Consider the following 15,150-nt stretch of genomic DNA (forward strand, 5'->3'; position numbering starts at 1 on the left):
AGCCAGCCGGCACGTTCAACCACTTGCGTGCGACCGCCGACGCTTCAGGGCTTTGCCAGCGTTCGCTGGATGTTCTATTAGGATGAGATGCTGACGACCCCCGAGACCTGCGTCGACTCACCCGGGCCGCTGTGTGCCGCCGACGTCGCGCGCGGGGTCACGCGGATGCTGCTGCGCCACGAACTCACCGCGATCGCGGAGGTGCCGCTCGACGGCGGGCGTCGCGCCGATCTGATGGCGCTCGACCAGCGCGGGCAGTTGGTGATCGTCGAGATCAAGGTGTCGCGGGCCGACCTGCTAGGTGACGCCAAGTGGCAGGATTATCTCGCGCATTGCGACCGTTTCTACTGGGCGGTGCCGGCCGGGTTCGACGCGGCGCCGATCGACGGTGAGGCCTTCCTGCCCGAGCGTACCGGCCTGATCGTCGCCGACCGCTACGACGCCGCGATCGTGCGCGAGGCGCGGACCGAGCCGCTGCCCGCGCACGTGCGCAAGCGCTGCACGCTCGCCTTCGCGCGCCGCGCCGCACGCCGGCTGATCGCCGCGCACGATCCGGAGGCGGTACAGGGCTTCTGAGCGGAGGCGCGGCGTCGCGCCTCCGCCGCTCACATGCGCGGCCCGGCCACCGCGCGCTGGGTCTTGGGCGGGGTCTCGTCGATCACCTTGGCGATCGCGGTCGAGCGCGGGTCGCGCTTGGCATAAGCGCGTGCCGACAGGCCGGCGAGATTGTCGGTCTGATCGGGGTTGCCACCCGCCGCCAGCACCGCGCGCACCAGGGCGAGGTCGCGGCGCTGCACCGCGCGGATCAGCGGGGTCTCGCCGCCGCCGTCGGCGAGATTTGCGTTGGCCTTGGCGTTGGCGAGGATCTGCACCATCTCGGGCTGGCCGGCCTGGACCGCGAGCATCATCGGCGTCTCGCCGTCGCGGTCGCGCAGATTGGGGTCTGCCCCCTTGGCGAGCAGGTAGCGCAGATAGGCCGAGTCGCCGCGCTTGACGACGATGTGGAGCGCGCCCTCGCCGGTGGTGACGTCGCGCGTGTTGATGATCGTCTGGCCGGGCTGGTCGAGCGTCGCGATCACCGCGTTGCCGTCGCCTTTGCGGATCGCCTCGAGGAACTTGTAGCTCTGCGACTGCTGCTGCGCCGCGGCGGGGAGGGGGAGCGTGCCGAGCGGGAGCAGCAGCGCGGCGGCGGGGAGCAGGCGGCGGATCATGGGTCGGGCGGTCTCGCGTCAGCGGAGCGGGAAAGGGTTGCGGCGGACGCTATAACGCATCACATCTGCCGCCACCATGAACATGCGTCGTCCCCTCGCCGCCGCGCTCGCGCTCGCGCTGGCCGGAACGGTCGTGGCCTGCTCGAGCGAGCCGGCCGCGACCCCGCCGCTCGCGGGCGCGCGGATCGGGGGCGCCTTCGCGCTGACCGACCAGGACGGCCGCGCCCGGACGGATCGCGACTTCGCGGGTCAGTATCGCATCGTCTATTTCGGCTATACCTTCTGCCCCGACGTCTGCCCGACCGACGTGCAGAACATCGCCGCGGGTCTGCGGCTGATCGAGAAGAGCGATCCCGCGCTGGCGGCGCGGATCACGCCGATCTTCGTCACGGTCGATCCCGCGCGCGACACGCCTGCGGCGCTCAAGCGCTTCGTCTCGGCCTTCCACCCGCGGCTCGTCGGGCTGACCGGCACGCCGGCGCAGATCGCCGCCGCGGCCAAGACATTCGGCATCTATTACGCGCGCGGCAAGGGCAATGAGGACGGCTATCTGATGGACCACAGCCGCCAGATCTACCTGTTCGACCCCCAGGGTAAGCCGCTCGCGCTGCTGCCCGAGGGGCCGCCGCAGGCGATCGCCGACGAGGTGACGACATGGGCGCGCTGACGGGTCGCTTCTGGGAGGACGTGCCGCTCGACCGGCTCGACCGAGCGCAATGGGAAGCCCTGTGCGACGGCTGCGGCAAATGCTGCCTGCACAAGCTCGAGGACGAGGACACCGGCGAGCTGGTCGCCACCAACGTCGCGTGTCGCCTGCTCGATCGCCGCAGCGGGCAATGTTCCAACTATCGCCACCGCCGCGCCTATGTGAGCGAGTGCGTGCGGCTGACGACGGGCAACGTCGACTCGATCGACTGGCTGCCCTCCACCTGCGCCTATCGCCTGCGCGCCAACGGCGAGCCGCTGCCGGCGTGGCATTACCTCGTCAGCGGCGACCGCGAAGCGGTGCACCGCGCCGGCGAGTCGGTGCGCGGCTGGACGATCAGCGAGGACGACGCGGGCGACCTCGAACATCATATCGTCGATCGCGACCTCTGACCCGGCGGTGCCCGGCGCCACGATCCCCGCGGACTCGATCGAGCTGGTCCGCAACCCGCGCGCGCGGCGCACGCGGCTCTCCTTCGATCCGACCAGCGGGCGCGTGCGGCTGACGCTGCCGCCGCGCGCCTCCGCCGCCAAGGCGCTGGCCTGGGCGGTCGGGCAGCGCGCCTGGCTCGACGCGCAGCGCGCGCTCCTGCCGCGGCCGCGCCCGTTGGTGCCCGGCGCGACGCTCGCGGTCGACGACGCGGCGCTGACGATCGCGTGGCGCGCCGGGGCGCCGCGGCTGCCGCGAGTCGAGGGCGACCTGCTCGTCGTCGGCGGGCCGGCGGAGATGGTCGCGCGTCGCGTGGGGGCCTGGCTGCGGCGCGCGGCGCTGGCGCTGCTGGAAGAGGATACCGCGCATTACGCCGCGCGCGCCGGCGTGACGGTCAGCGCGGTGAGCGTCGGCGACCCGCGGGGGCGCTGGGGCAGCTGCGCGCACCACGGCGCGATCCGCTACAGCTGGCGACTGGTGCTGGCACCTCGCGCGGTGCGCCGCGCCACCGCCGCGCACGAGGTGGCGCACCGGGTCCATATGGATCACTCACCGCGCTTCCACGCGCTGGTGGCCGAGCTGTACGGCCGCGACCCCGCGCCCGAGCGCGCCTGGCTACGCGCCAACGGCGCCGCGCTTCACTGGTACGGGCGGTCGCCCGACGGGTCGCCGGAGGCGGCGCGCGGCGGCTGACCGCGCGGCGCGGCGCGGTCGCGCCCCTGGTCACGGCCCTGATCACGCTGGGGCCGGCCGGTGACCCGGTCGAGCCAGTCCTGGTCGAGCCGCTGCGCCGGCGCCTGCGGCGGGGCGTCGCGCGGGTCGGCGCCGTCCTCCTGCCCAGCATCGTCGTCGCGCGCGCGCGGCACCGCCTGCACCACCGGCCGCTCGGGGCCGAACACCGGCGCCTGCGGCTCGGCCGCCGCCCCCGGATCGATCGCGAAGCCGTCGTCGCCGACGAAGCTGCTGTTGTCGGGCGCGCCGTAGTAGCTCTCGGCGTCGGGCTCTAGCTGCGCCTCGGGCAGTGTCACCTGCGTGTCGAACTGCTCGATCGGCCGGCTCGCCACCGCCTGACGCATGAACTGCGCGAAGGCGCGCGCGGGCGCGGTGCCGCCGTGCAGTCCGCCGACCGGCTTGGCATCGTCGCGCCCCATCCACACGCCGGTGGTCAGCCCCGAGGAGAAGCCGAGGAACCAGCCGTCCTTGCTGCTGGTGGTGGTGCCGGTCTTGCCCGCCACCGGGCGGCCGATCTGCGCGGCGCGGCCGGTGCCGGTGTTGACCGTGGTCTGGAGCAGGTCGATCATCCCCGCCGCGACGTTGGGCGCGACCAGCACGTGGCTGCGATCAACCTCGTGGCGGTAGATCTCCTCGCCCTCGGCGGTCACGCGCGTGATCCCGAACGGGGTCACCGCCACGCCCTTGTTGCCGACGCTGGCGAAGGCGCGCGTCATGTCGATCACGCGCACCTCGGAGGTGCCGAGCACCATCGAGGGATGCGTGTTGACCGCGGTGGTGATGCCGAAGCGCCGCGCCATGTCGGCCACCGTCTGGAACCCGACCGCATAGCCCAGCTTGGCAGCGATCGTGTTGAGCGAGAAGGCGAAGGCGGTGCGCAGCGTGACCTCGCCCGAGAAGCGGCGCGAGTCGTTGCGCGGGCTCCAGCCGTCGATCGTGACCGGCTCGTCGACCTCGCGGTCCTCGGGCGTGCGCCCGGCCTCGAGCGCGGAGAGATAGACGAACAGCTTGAACGCCGAGCCGGGCTGGCGCTGCGCCTTGGTGGCGCGATTGTAGTTGGAGGTGACATAGTCGGTGCCCCCCACCATCGCGCGCACCGAGCCGTCGCGGTCGAGCGCGACCAGCGCGCCCTGCGTGCCCGCGGGGGCGTTGGCGCGCACCGCCTCGTCGGCGGCGCGCTGCATCGCGGGGTCGAGCGTGGTCCAGACCTCGAGCGGCTTCTCGGTCTCGTCGATCAGCAGCTCGAGCTGCGGCAGCGCCCAGTCGGTGAAGTAGCGCACGCTGTTCTGCCGCGGCGCGGGCGCGAGGCGGACGTCGTTGGGATCGGCGGCGGCGGCCTGGCTCGGCGTGATGAAGCCGTTGCGCACCATCTGCTGGATCACCACCCCGGCGCGGCCGACCGCGGCCTCGGCGTCGGCGGTGGGAGAGTAATTGGACGGTGCCTTGACCAGCCCCGCGATCACCGCCGCCTCGGTGAGACTCAGCTGGCTCGCGCCATGGCCGAAGAACTTCCGGCTCGCCGCGTCGATGCCGTAGGCGCCGCCGCCGTAATAGACCTTGTTGAGGTACAGCTCGAGGATCTGGTCCTTGCTGAACTTGCGCTCGAGCGCGAGCGCCAGGATGGCCTCACGGAACTTGCGGCCGAACTTCTTCTGGTTGTTGAGGAAGACATTGCGCGCGAGCTGCTGGGTGATGGTCGAGCCGCCCTGCACCCAGTGGCCGCGCTCGTAGCGTACCCCGACCGAGCGAACGATCCCGATCGGGTCGACGCCGAGATGGCTGCGGAAACGGCGGTCCTCCACCGCGATCGTCGCGTCGCGCATCACCTCGGGGATACGGTCGTAGCTCAGCCACTGGCCGTAGCTCGGCCCGAGCGAGACCAGCACGCTGCCGTCGGCGGCGTGGACGCGCACCATCTGGCCGTTGGGCGAGGATTTGAGCGACTCGAAACTCGGCAGCTGCGCGCGCGCGATATAGACCGCCACCACCAGCGCGCCGACCGCGAGCACGGCGAGCGCGAGCAGCGTCTTGAGCGCGAGGCCCAGCCGCCGCCGCCACGGGGAGCGCGCCGGGCGCGAGCGGGAGGTGCGGGAGGGGGCGCGGGCCATGGCGTCGGCCCTGGCGGATAGTGGCTTGAGCCAGGCTTAACAAGCGGATTGGCGCGCGATTAACTCGCCGCGGTGATCGCGGCTGCCGTTGGTCGGGCACCGCGGCGAGTTAATCGACCTCCCGGGTCCGTGCTCCCGCGAACGCAGGAGCCCAGGGCCGAGGGCGGGTGCGTTGTCACCCCGGACTCCCGCGGGCGCGGGAGACCGAGGCTGAGGCTTACCTGTCTCCGATCCGCGTCCAGTGCGCCAGCATCTCCAGCATCCCGGCGCGCGCGAGCGGCGCCAGCAGCGGCGCGGCGAGCAGCGGATGCTCCGCGACCGCGCGCACCGCCGCCGCGACCGCTAGCGGGGGCCCGGCGCGGCGGGCGAAACGCGCCTGCCACGATCCCGCTGCCGACGCGCCGCCGTCGCGCCACGCCGCGGCCGCGCTGATGCCGCTCGCGAGCGCGATCCCCATGCCTTCGCCGGCGAGCGACGGGATCACCGCGGCCTGGTCACCGAGCCGGAACAGACCCTCGTCGCTCGACCTCGCGCGCCAGCCATAGGGCACATTGGCGACGGCCTCGATCGCGCCGTCCGCCGCGTCGCCGAGCCGCTCGCCCAGCGCCGGCGCCTCGGCCGCGAGCGTCTCGAGCAGGCGCGCGGGCGTGCCCGCCGCATTAAGCCGCGAGCGCCGTAGCGCGAGACAGACATTGGTGCTGCCGTCCTCCTGCCGCACCACGCCGGCATAGCCGCCGCGGAAGAGGTGGAGCTCGACCGCGTCGCCGACGAGCCGCGCCAGCGCGGGCGAGTCGGCGCGGCGCGTGCGCAGGCCCAGCGCCGGATCCGCCAAGGGTACCGGCCGCGCTCTGCCGCGCACGTCGTGCTTGCCGCTCGCGAGGAACAAAGCGTCGCTCTTCAGCAGCGTGCCGTCGGCGGTGCGCACCGCGCCGTCCTCGATCGCGCGTGCCGCGACGCCGCGCTCCACCCCCGCGCCCGCCGTCGTCGCGCGCGCGAGCAGCAGCGAGTCGAGCCGGTGACGCGAGACGCCGCGCGCGGGCGCGGGCAGCGGCGCCTCCACCACGCGCCCCGCGGCGAACAGGCGCACGCGCCGCACCACCGCGGCGCCGAGCGCGTCCGGATCGACTCCGAGCCGCTCCACCGTCGCCAGCGTCCGCCAGCTGAGAAAGCCGCCGCACAGCGCGTCACCGGTCTCGCGCGTGCGCTCGATCACCAGCGCGCGTGTGCCCTCCTGCGCCAGCGCGATCGCCGCGGCCGCGCCCGCGGGGCCGCCGCCGAGGATCAGCGGCGCTCGACGCACAGCCGGAACGGGAAGGCGCGATAGACCCGCGCGTCGCGCACGCCCGCGGCTTCGAGCAGCGGTGGCCATTCGTCGGGGCGGTAGCTGCGCGCGATCGAGACATGGCCGTCGTGGCGCACGATCGGGTGCCAGCCGAAGCCCCGCGCGAGCAGCGGCCAGGCGCCATAGGCCAAGGTGTGGCGATGGAGATCGTTGACCAGCCAGCCGACGCGGGCGTGCCGCTCCATCCAGGCGAGGAAGGCGACCAGCTCGTCGCGCGCCATATGGTGGGCGACGAGGCTGGAGATGACGAGGTCCCACGGCTCGTCGCCGAGCGCGCGATAGTCGCCTACGCGCCAATCGACGATGAGCCCCGCCGGGCTGTGCGCCAGCGCGGCGGCGCGGCTCCGCTCATTCTGGTCGACGCCGACGAGCTCGAAGGCGACGCCGCGCCGCTCGCCCCAGCGCGCGATCCGTCGCAGCATGTCGCCGTCGCCGTAGCCGACGTCGAGCAGGCGGTAGCGTTCGCCCGGCCGGCAGGTGCGACGTAGGAAAGCGAGGGTAGGGCGCGCTGCGAGGGTGACGACGTTGACGCGGGCGAGATCGGCCACGACCGCGGCGTAGGTCTCGCGCGCGAGGTCGTCGGCGTCCATCAGCTCGTCCGCGATGCGCCGTTCGCGGAGGGAAGGCGCCTTCACGGCGCGGTGCGGAAGGCGATCCCCTCCGCCGCCATGCCCGGCCCGAAGGCGAGCGCCACGCCATGCCGCACCGGCGCGCCGCGCAGCACGCGCGCGAGCACGAAGAGCAACGTCGCCGACGACATGTTGCCGCAGTCGCGCAGCACCGCGCGCGACTCGGCGAGCGCCTCCGGCGGCAGCGCCAGCGCCTGTTCGACCGAGTCGAGGATCGAGCGCCCGCCGGCATGGACCGCCCAGCGATCCACCGCCGCGCCGCCGGTGAGCGACTCGACCAAAGTGGAGTCGCGTAGCGCGCCACTGAGGCGGCCGGGTACCTCGCCTGAAAGATGCATCGCGAAGCCGCGGTCGGTGATGTCCCAGCGGATCAGCGAGTCCGATTCCTCCAGCGCGGCGCTGAACGGCCGCTCGAGTGCGAGCCCGACCGCGGCGGCGGTGACCAGAGCGGCGGCGGCGCCGTCGCCGAACTGGAGCATGGCGAGCAGCGCCTCGAGGTCGTCGCTGGCCTGGAGGTGGAGCGTCGACAGCTCGACCGTGATGACGAGCACCCGCGCGGCCGGCTCGGAGCGGACGATATGGCGCGCGGTGCGCAGCGCCACCACCGCGGCGTAGCAGCCCATGAAGCCGATCAGCGTGCGCTCCACCGCCGCCGACAGCCCGAGCCGCCGCGCGATGATCTGGTCGACGCCCGGCGCGACGAAGCCGGTGCAGCTCGCCACGACGAGATGCGTGATGTCGTCGAGCCCGACCTGCTCGGCCAGTGCGGCGACCGCGGCGAGTGCCAGCGCGGGCGCCGCCGCCGCGTACAATGCCATGCGCGCACCGGTGCCGGGCAGCGGCTCGGCGGCGTAGAAGCCGCCCGACGCCACCGGCGAGCCCGCGTCCTCGGGCAGCACCGACCAGCGATGCGCGATACCGGCGCGCGCCGTCATCCGCTCGAACAGCCGCGCGGGGCGCTCGGGCAGGCGGTCACGCGCCCAGTCGACGAAGGCGGTGTGGATATCATGCGTCGGCGTCGCGGTGCCGATCGCCTGCAGATACGCGATACATGTCATGCGCGAGGCATAACGCCTGGGAAGGGCGCTCGGCGCCGACGTAGGGCTGATCCCGCCTGAGACGATCCGCGCGGGCCAGACGGCCCGCGGATCCCGCGCCTAGGCGGGAAGGTGGTGCGGTCGAGAAGACTCGAACTTCCACGTCCTTTCGGACACAACGACCTCAACGTTGCGCGTCTACCAATTCCGCCACGACCGCACGTGATGTCCGCCGGGGCAGGCCCGGCGGCTGGCAGGAGCGGGCCCCTAGCAAAGCCCTTGGAGGCTGGCAACACGCTTTCGTCGTCCTGCTCAGCTTTCCTCGCCGACGAAGCTGAGATCGAGCCGCTTCGACGTGGCGGGAACGTCCACCTGCGCCGAGTTGAAGTCGAGCGCGCCGTTGGGCAGCAGCGTGCGCTGCTGCGGCGTGATCGTCCAGCTGAACACGATCTTGCCCTGCGCGTCGCGCAGGTCGGCGCGGATGTCGGGGACGCGCTGACGCGTCGGCGAAGGGTTGGTGATCTGCCCGCTGACCGCGAACAGCTCCGAGCCGTTGGCCATCTTGCGGCGCTCGATCGGGTGATCGACGATGCGCAGCGGCAGCTCGGCGGGGCCGATCGAGAGGCCGACCTGCTGGGCGAGCCCGGGCGCGGTGGTCCACAAAATCACCGCCACGGCCGCGAGCATCAGCAGCCCGGCGGCGAGGCTGGCGATGGTGCGCATCCGCGCGGTGTTGCGCTCGGGACGGAACGGCGGCCGGTGCGCGAAGGCGTCATAGCCGGCCGCGACCGCGGAGGGCTCGGGATCGGCCTCGACCAGCGCGGGCGCGATCAGCGGCGGCGGTTCGGGCGCCGGGGCGGGCGGCGTCGTCGCGATCGGCTCGGGAACGCGAGGGACGGGCGCTGCGGCCGGCTCGGGCGAGTAGGGGGCCGGTGCGGGGGCGCGGGCTGCCGGTGCCTCCTCTTCCTCCTCGAACTCGTCGACGAGCGGCTCGTCCCGCGGCTCCTGGTACCAGCTGTGGCGACAATTGGCGCAGCGCACGGTGCGGCCGGTCGCGCCGACCGTGCCGTCCGGCACCTGATAGCGCGCGCGACATTCGGGACATTCGATGATCATGGCGGGCCACCGGCAGGAACTGATCGCGATTCTAAGCACGTGGGAGCCACCTGAGGCAAGCGGCCCGTCGCCTGCTTGATGCGCGCGGGCACGCGTGCGATGGCGGCACGGCGATGCGCAGGCGAGAGGTGGTGAGCGGCCGGGTGGCGGGGATCGTCCAGTTCGAGCATGTCGGGCTGCGCTATGGCCAGGGCGAGGAGGTGCTGCGCGACATCAGCTTCGCGCTCGCGCCCGGCGAATTCTATTTTCTCACCGGCGCGAGCGGGGCGGGCAAGACCTCACTGCTGAGCCTGCTCTACCTCGCGCAGCGCCCCAGCCGCGGCATCATCCGGCTGTTCGGTGAGGACGTGGTGACGCTGCCGCGCGCGCGCATGCCCGGCTTCCGCCGCCGCGTCGGGGTGGTCTACCAGGACTTTCGCCTCGTGCCGCACCTCAGCGTGGCCGACAATGTCGCGCTGCCGCTGCGCATCGCCGCGGCCGACGAGGCCGACGTCGCGGAGGCGGTGCGCGAGATGCTCGCCTGGGTCGGCCTGTCGCACCGCGCCGCGGCGCTGCCCGCGACGCTGTCGGGCGGCGAGCAGCAGCGAGTCGCGATCGCGCGCGCGGTGGTGGCGCGGCCCGAGCTGCTGCTCGCCGACGAGCCCACCGGCAACGTCGACGAGGAAATGGCCGAGCGGCTGATGCAATTGTTCGCCTCTCTCAACGGGCTCGGCACCACCGTCGTGGTGGCGACGCACGATCCGCAGCTACTTCGGCGCGTGACGGCGGCGCAGATGATGCGGCTGGCGGACGGGCGGCTGCTCGACCCGACGGGCGCGCTGCGCTTCCCGCCGGCGCGCGTGAGCATGGCATGAGCGCGGCGACCGCCCGCGTGCTCGATCCGGCGCGCGCCGGACGCGCGATGGTGGGCGTGCTCGCGATCATGCTGTTCCTGACGTTGCTCGCCGCGGCGGCGGGGATCGCCGCGGGACGCGGCGCGGCGGCGCTGGGGGCGCGGCTGAGCGCGCGCGCGACGGTGCAGCTCACCGACGCCGACCCCGCCGCGCGCGCGGCGGCGGCGGCGCGCGCGCTGGCGGCGCTCCGGTCGTCGCCCGCGGTGGCGCGCGCGCGCGCGGTCCCGCGCGCCGAGCTGGCGAACCTCGTGGCGCCGTGGCTCGGCAGCGCGGCGGACGACCCCGACCTGCCGATGCCCGCGCTGATCGATCTCGAGCTCGCGCCGGGCGAGGACGCGCTCGCGTCGGCACGGGCGGTGCTGGCCCGTGTCGCACCCGAGGCCGTGATCGACTCGCACGGGGCCGCGGTGGCGCCGCTGGCGCGGCTGCTCCGGCTCGCGTCGCTACTCGCGGCCGCGGTGGCGGTGCTGATGGTGGCCGCCAGCGCCGCGGTGGTGGTACTCGCCGCGCGGGCCGGGCTGGAGGCGCACCGTACCACGATCGCGGTCATGCACGGGCTCGGCGCGACCGACACCCAGGTGGCGGGTCTGTTCCAGCGGCGCGTCGCGCGCGATGCCGCGACCGCCGCACTGGTCGCGACCGCCGCCGCCGCCCTGACGGCGGGGCTGCTGGTCGGGCCGTTCGCCATCGAGATCGGCGCGTCGGGCGACAACGTCGCGCTCGGCGCGCGGGGTTGGGGCGTGCTCGCGGCGTTGCCGCTCGTCTTCGTCGGCTTCGCCGCCCTGGTGGCGCGCCATACCGTTGCCCACGCGCTGGCGCGGACGCTGTGATCAAACGGCTCGTCGCGCTCGCGCTGCTCGGCTGGGCGCTGGGCTTCGCGCTCTTCATGCTGGCATTGCCGGGCACCCCCGACGCGAGCCTGCGTACCGACGCGATCGTGGTCCCGACCGGCGCGGCGGGGCGGATCGCGCGCGGGCTCGACCTGCTCGAGCAGCGGCGCGCGCGACGCATGCTGGTGACCGGCACCGCGCCGGGGGTGACTCGCGCCGATCTCGCGCGGGTCAGCGGTCACGCCGCCACCTTCGCCTGCTGCGTGGACCTGGGCGCCGAGGCGGTCGACACGCGCGGCAACGCCGAGGAGACCGCCGCCTGGGTCAAGGCGCACGGCTATCGCTCGATCCGGCTGGTCACCTCCGACTGGCACGCGCGCCGCGCGGCGCTCGAGCTCGCCGCCGCGCTGGGCAAGACAGTGAGCGTCGCGGTCGAGGGCGTGCCGAGCGAGCCGACGCTGGCGCAGGCGCTCAACGAGTATAACAAGCTGCTGCTGCGCGCGGTGGTGCTGGGGTGGGAGCGGGTGAGACGGTGAACGCGCTGAGATCGTGGCTCTTCCGGCTGGTGTTCTACGCCGGCTCGGTGCCGATCGTGCTGGTGGTGCCGATCGTCGCGCTGTTCGGGCAGCGCGCGATGGTGCCCTACGCGCATGTCTGGTCCTATTATCATCGCTGGGCGGCGGCGACCTTCCTGGGCGTGCGCACGCGCTTCGAGGGCGTGCTACCGGAGGGGCCGGTGCTCTACGCCGCCAAGCACGAGGCGATGTACGAGACGGTGGAGCTGCAACCGCTGCTGCGCGGCCCGGCGGTGGTGCTCAAGCGCGAGCTGTGGAACATCCCCTTCTGGGGCTGGGCGACGCGGGTCTATGGCGGGATCCCGGTCGATCGCGACGCGTCGGCGGCGGCGCTGCGCCAGCTGGTGCACGACGCCAAGGTGGCGCGCGAGGCGCGGCGATCGGTGGTCGTCTATCCCGAGGGCACGCGCGTGCCGCACGGCGAGCGACCGCCGCTGCGCTCGGGGTTCGCGGGGCTGTACAAGGCGCTGGGCTATCCGGTGGTGCCGATCGCGCTCGACAGCGGGCGGCTGGGGCTGCGCCGCGGCACGGTGACGCCGGGCGAGGTGACGATCCGGCTGGGCGAGCCGATCCCGCCGGGACTGCCGCGGCGCGAGATCGAGGCGCGCGTGCACGCCGCGATCAACGCGCTGAATGCGGGATAGGAACATCGTGCTCCTGCAGAAGCAGGAGCCCAGGGTCGCGAGCGAGCCGCGCGGGGCACCGGATGGAAACGAGGTCGGAAGCCGAACCTCATTATCGGCGTCATCCTGAGCTCGTCTCAGGATGCACCGTGCCGCCCATCCCGGCGGCGCGGCGCTTGCTGCCCGATGGATACGGAAACGAGTTCGGCATGACGGCAGTGGGGGGGGGGGGAGGTGGTGCCCTCAGTCGTGCCGGCGGCCGAAGTCGGCGGCGGCGTCGTCCTGGCCCTGGTCGACGATCGAGCGGCGGATCGCGCGCGTCCGCGCGAAGCGGTCGTGCAGCGCGTCGCCGTCGCCCCAGCGGATCGCGCGCTGCAGTTGGCTCAGGTCCTCGCTGAAGCGCTGAAGCATCTCCAGCACCGCCTCCTTGTTGGCGAGGAAGACGTCGCGCCACATCACCGGATCGGACGCGGCGATGCGGGTGAAGTCGCGGAAGCCGCCGGCGGAGAATTTGATCACCTCCGACTCGGTCACCTGACCGAGGTCGTCCGCGGTGCCGACGATCGTGTAGGCGATCAGATGGGGCAGGTGGCTCGTCACCGCCAGCACGCGGTCGTGGTGGTCGGGCGCCATCCGCTCGACGTCGGCGCCGAGCCGGTGCCAGAATTCCTCGACCCGCGCCACCGCGAGCGGGTCGCTCTCCGCCAGCGGCGTGACGATGCACCAGCGGCCGCGGAACAAGGAGGCGAAGCCCGCCTCGGGGCCGCTCTGCTCGGTCCCCGCCACCGGGTGCGCGGGCACGACGCGCTCGGGCGGCAGCACCGCGGCGAGCGCCTGCGCCACCGCGGTCTTGCAGCTGCCGACGTCGCTGACGATCGCGTCGGCGGGCAGCTCCTCGGCGATCTCGGCGGCGACCGCGGCCATCGCCCCGACCGGCACGCACAGGATGACGAGGTCCGCGTCGGTCACCGCCGCGGCGGCGCTGTCGGCGACGTCGTCGACCAGCTCGATCCGCCGCGCGGTCTCGCGCACCGCGGCGCTGGCGTCGTGCCCGGTCAGTCGCACCGTCGGCAGATACTGGCGCACCGCGCGCGCCACCGACGAGCCGATCAGCCCGAGCCCGATGACGGCGACGCGGCTGAACGGCAGCATCAGCCGCGCTCGATCCCGGCGTCGGCCGGCTCGGCGTGCTTCGGCGCCGCGCCGCGCTCGACCAGCGCCCGCAGCGCCGCCGCGACCCCGCGCGTCTCGTCCTCGGTGCCGATGGTGATGCGCAGGCCCTGCGCGAGCCCCTGGCCGGGCAGCCAGCGGACGATATAGCCCGCGTCCATCAGCCCCTTGTAGGCGGTCTCGGCGGTCAGCGCGCCGTCGAACACGACGAGCACGAAATTCGCCTCGCTCGGGATCGCGCGCAGACCGGCGTTGCCCAGCTTGGCGATCTCGTCGGCGAACCAGGCGCGCCAGGCCGCGTTGTGCGCCCGAGTATGCTCGACGAAACCGCGGTCCTCGATCGCGGCGACCGCGGCGCGCTGGCCGCCGATGGTGATGTTGAACGGCAGCCGGATGCGATGCAGCGCCTCGACGATGTCGGCATGGGCGTAGCCCCAGCCGATCCGCTCCGCCGCGAGCCCGTGGATCTTGGAGAAGGTGCGCGTCACCAGCACGTTGCGCGCCGTGGCGGCGAGCGCGAGCCCGCCGTCGTCGTCCTGGTCGGCGAGATATTCGGCATAGGCCTGGTCGAGCACCAGCAGCACCGTCGGCGGCAGCGCGGCGTGTAGCCGTGCGATCTCGGCGCGCGGCGCGAAGGTGCCGGTCGGGTTGTTCGGGTTGGCGACATAGACGACGCGCGTGCGCTCGCTGACGCGGGCGAGGATCGAGTCGACGTCGGTGGCATAGTCGCGGTCGGGCGCGATCACCGGGGTGGCGCCGACCCGCCGCGCCGCGATCTCATATACCGCGAAGCCGTAGCGGACGAAGATCACCTCGTCGCCAGCGCCAGCGAAGGCGCCCGCGGCGAGGTGGAGGATCTCGTCCGAGCCGTTGCCGTAGATGATCCGCGCCGGGTCGAGCCCGAAGCGCGCCGCGATCGCCTCGCGCACGATCGCGCCGCTGGCGTCCGGGTAGCGCTCGAGCGAGTCAGCCGCGGAGGCGAAGGCGGCGCGCGCCGCGGGCGAGGTGCCGAGCGGGTTCTCGTTCGAGCTGAGCTTGGCGACCTTGCGCCCGTCGTCGGTGGTGGAGCGCCCCGGGATATAGGGGGCGATATCCATGATCCAGGGCTTGGGTCGGGGCGCGTCACTCATGCCGACCGGGTAGCGGCTCCGCGCGCGCGGGGGAAGAGGGGGGCCAGTCGTGCCCACGCGTGCGCTCCGCGCTGCGATGCCCGCGCTTGAACGATGCCGTTCTCCGGCGATGCGCGAAGATGACCGCACCTGCGCGTCCGGCGCCCCTCGTCAGCGCGGCGCCGGCCTTCCGGCGGCGCGATCTCTCAGGACCTCGCGAGGGCGCCGCCGGGGAAGGCGCTCGACCGACAACGTCCCCGCCAACCTTCGGCTGAACGCGCCGCCCTGGGTTAGTGAAATTCGCCAAGTACCGCCCATTACAATCGTAGAACCGCGGAGTCCCGCCAATTTCCGGACTTGGCACGCCCCCTGCAAAGTGGCTGGCATCGACCGGGTGATCCGGCCGACACCCACCAGGGAGACCTATCATGACCGCTCGTTTCGCCGATCTCGCCCGCCCGCTCGCCACCGTCGTCGCCGCTCTCACCGTCGCCGCGATGATGGTCGGCGCCGCCGTCCCCGTCCTGCCGATCGCCTGAGCGGAGCCGTGACGATGACCCGCCTGCCCTCGCTGCCGCACGCGCTGCTGCTCACCGCCGCCGGCTTCGCCACCACCGCGCTGCTGATCTACGTCGACGTC

16 protein-coding genes and 1 tRNA gene are annotated in these 15,150 nt (G+C 73.3%); 8 read left to right on the top strand and 9 right to left on the bottom strand.

What is annotated here, in order from left to right:
* Positions 1–87 precede the first annotated feature (87 nt).
* Positions 88–576, top strand: a complete 489-nt coding sequence (locus K7957_RS18940) for an MmcB family DNA repair protein (RefSeq protein ID WP_223014269.1) — start codon at positions 88–90, stop codon at positions 574–576.
* A 29-nt stretch (positions 577–605) separates the two neighbouring features.
* On the opposite strand, the gene K7957_RS18945 is transcribed toward K7957_RS18940, so the two are convergent.
* On the bottom strand, positions 606–1,211 hold the full coding sequence (locus K7957_RS18945; RefSeq protein WP_223014271.1) for an ankyrin repeat domain-containing protein: 606 nt from the start codon (positions 1,209–1,211) through the stop codon (positions 606–608).
* Positions 1,212–1,293: 82 nt separating this feature from the next.
* On the opposite strand from K7957_RS18945, the gene K7957_RS18950 reads away from it, so the two are divergent.
* The 3 genes from K7957_RS18950 to K7957_RS18960 are packed head-to-tail and all read left to right on the top strand — an operon-like array spanning position 1,294 to position 3,039.
* Entirely contained in the window at positions 1,294–1,878 is a 585-nt protein-coding gene (locus K7957_RS18950; protein WP_425517220.1) for an SCO family protein, read from the top strand.
* Positions 1,866–2,309 (top strand): YcgN family cysteine cluster protein, encoded by a 444-nt coding sequence (locus K7957_RS18955; protein WP_223014275.1) that lies wholly within the window; start codon positions 1,866–1,868, stop codon positions 2,307–2,309. Before K7957_RS18950 ends, K7957_RS18955 begins: the two co-directional genes overlap by 13 nt.
* A 7-nt stretch (positions 2,310–2,316) precedes the next feature.
* Entirely contained in the window at positions 2,317–3,039 is a 723-nt protein-coding gene (locus K7957_RS18960) for a M48 family metallopeptidase (RefSeq protein WP_343228472.1), read from the top strand.
* Here K7957_RS18960 and K7957_RS18965 read toward each other — a convergent pair.
* The 6 genes from K7957_RS18965 to K7957_RS18990 all read right to left on the bottom strand — a co-directional run bounded on the left by K7957_RS18965 (position 2,985) and on the right by K7957_RS18990 (position 9,310).
* Positions 2,985–5,186 carry a transglycosylase domain-containing protein gene (locus K7957_RS18965; protein WP_223014277.1) on the bottom strand — a complete coding sequence of 734 codons (2,202 nt, stop codon included), beginning with the start codon at positions 5,184–5,186 and terminating at the stop codon, positions 2,985–2,987. The genes K7957_RS18960 and K7957_RS18965 overlap by 55 nt on opposite strands.
* A gap of 217 nt (positions 5,187–5,403) precedes the next feature.
* Positions 5,404–6,486 (bottom strand): NAD(P)/FAD-dependent oxidoreductase, encoded by a 1,083-nt coding sequence (locus tag K7957_RS18970; protein ID WP_343228473.1) that lies wholly within the window; start codon positions 6,484–6,486, stop codon positions 5,404–5,406.
* Entirely contained in the window at positions 6,468–7,118 is a 651-nt protein-coding gene (locus tag K7957_RS18975) for a methyltransferase domain-containing protein (RefSeq protein WP_223014281.1), read from the bottom strand. Before K7957_RS18975 ends, K7957_RS18970 begins: the two co-directional genes overlap by 19 nt.
* A gap of 41 nt (positions 7,119–7,159) precedes the next feature.
* On the bottom strand, positions 7,160–8,215 hold the full coding sequence (locus K7957_RS18980; protein ID WP_223014283.1) for a type III polyketide synthase: 1,056 nt from the start codon (positions 8,213–8,215) through the stop codon (positions 7,160–7,162).
* A gap of 112 nt (positions 8,216–8,327) precedes the next feature.
* Positions 8,328–8,414 (bottom strand) — tRNA-Leu (locus tag K7957_RS18985).
* A 92-nt stretch (positions 8,415–8,506) separates the two neighbouring features.
* Entirely contained in the window at positions 8,507–9,310 is an 804-nt protein-coding gene (locus tag K7957_RS18990; protein WP_223014285.1) for a zinc-ribbon domain-containing protein, read from the bottom strand.
* A gap of 143 nt (positions 9,311–9,453) precedes the next feature.
* Here K7957_RS18990 and ftsE point away from each other — a divergent pair, with 143 nt between their 5' ends.
* The 4 genes from ftsE to K7957_RS19010 are packed head-to-tail and all read left to right on the top strand — an operon-like array spanning position 9,454 to position 12,252.
* Positions 9,454–10,164, top strand: coding sequence for a cell division ATP-binding protein FtsE (gene ftsE, locus K7957_RS18995; protein ID WP_223014476.1), 711 nt, complete (start codon positions 9,454–9,456; stop codon positions 10,162–10,164).
* The gene (locus tag K7957_RS19000; RefSeq protein ID WP_223014287.1) at positions 10,161–11,033 is read left to right on the top strand and encodes a cell division FtsX domain-containing protein; all 873 of its coding nucleotides are present in this window, start codon (positions 10,161–10,163) and stop codon (positions 11,031–11,033) included. The genes ftsE and K7957_RS19000 overlap by 4 nt, the downstream gene beginning before the upstream one ends.
* Complete coding sequence (locus K7957_RS19005) at positions 11,030–11,569, top strand: YdcF family protein (RefSeq protein ID WP_223014289.1); 540 nt, start codon at positions 11,030–11,032, stop codon at positions 11,567–11,569. The genes K7957_RS19000 and K7957_RS19005 overlap by 4 nt, the downstream gene beginning before the upstream one ends.
* Positions 11,566–12,252: a lysophospholipid acyltransferase family protein gene (locus K7957_RS19010; RefSeq protein ID WP_223014290.1), complete on the top strand. Its 687-nt coding sequence runs from the start codon at positions 11,566–11,568 to the stop codon at positions 12,250–12,252. Before K7957_RS19005 ends, K7957_RS19010 begins: the two co-directional genes overlap by 4 nt.
* A 222-nt stretch (positions 12,253–12,474) precedes the next feature.
* On the opposite strand, the gene K7957_RS19015 is transcribed toward K7957_RS19010, so the two are convergent.
* On the bottom strand, positions 12,475–13,383 hold the full coding sequence (locus K7957_RS19015; RefSeq protein ID WP_223014291.1) for a prephenate/arogenate dehydrogenase family protein: 909 nt from the start codon (positions 13,381–13,383) through the stop codon (positions 12,475–12,477).
* Positions 13,383–14,531, bottom strand: coding sequence for a histidinol-phosphate transaminase (gene hisC / locus K7957_RS19020; RefSeq protein ID WP_246617296.1), 1,149 nt, complete (start codon positions 14,529–14,531; stop codon positions 13,383–13,385). Before hisC ends, K7957_RS19015 begins: the two co-directional genes overlap by 1 nt.
* Positions 14,532–15,150: the final 619 nt, after the last annotated feature.

The organism is Sphingomonas yunnanensis, from assembly GCF_019898765.1.
Classification (GTDB): domain Bacteria; phylum Pseudomonadota; class Alphaproteobacteria; order Sphingomonadales; family Sphingomonadaceae; genus Sphingomonas; species Sphingomonas yunnanensis.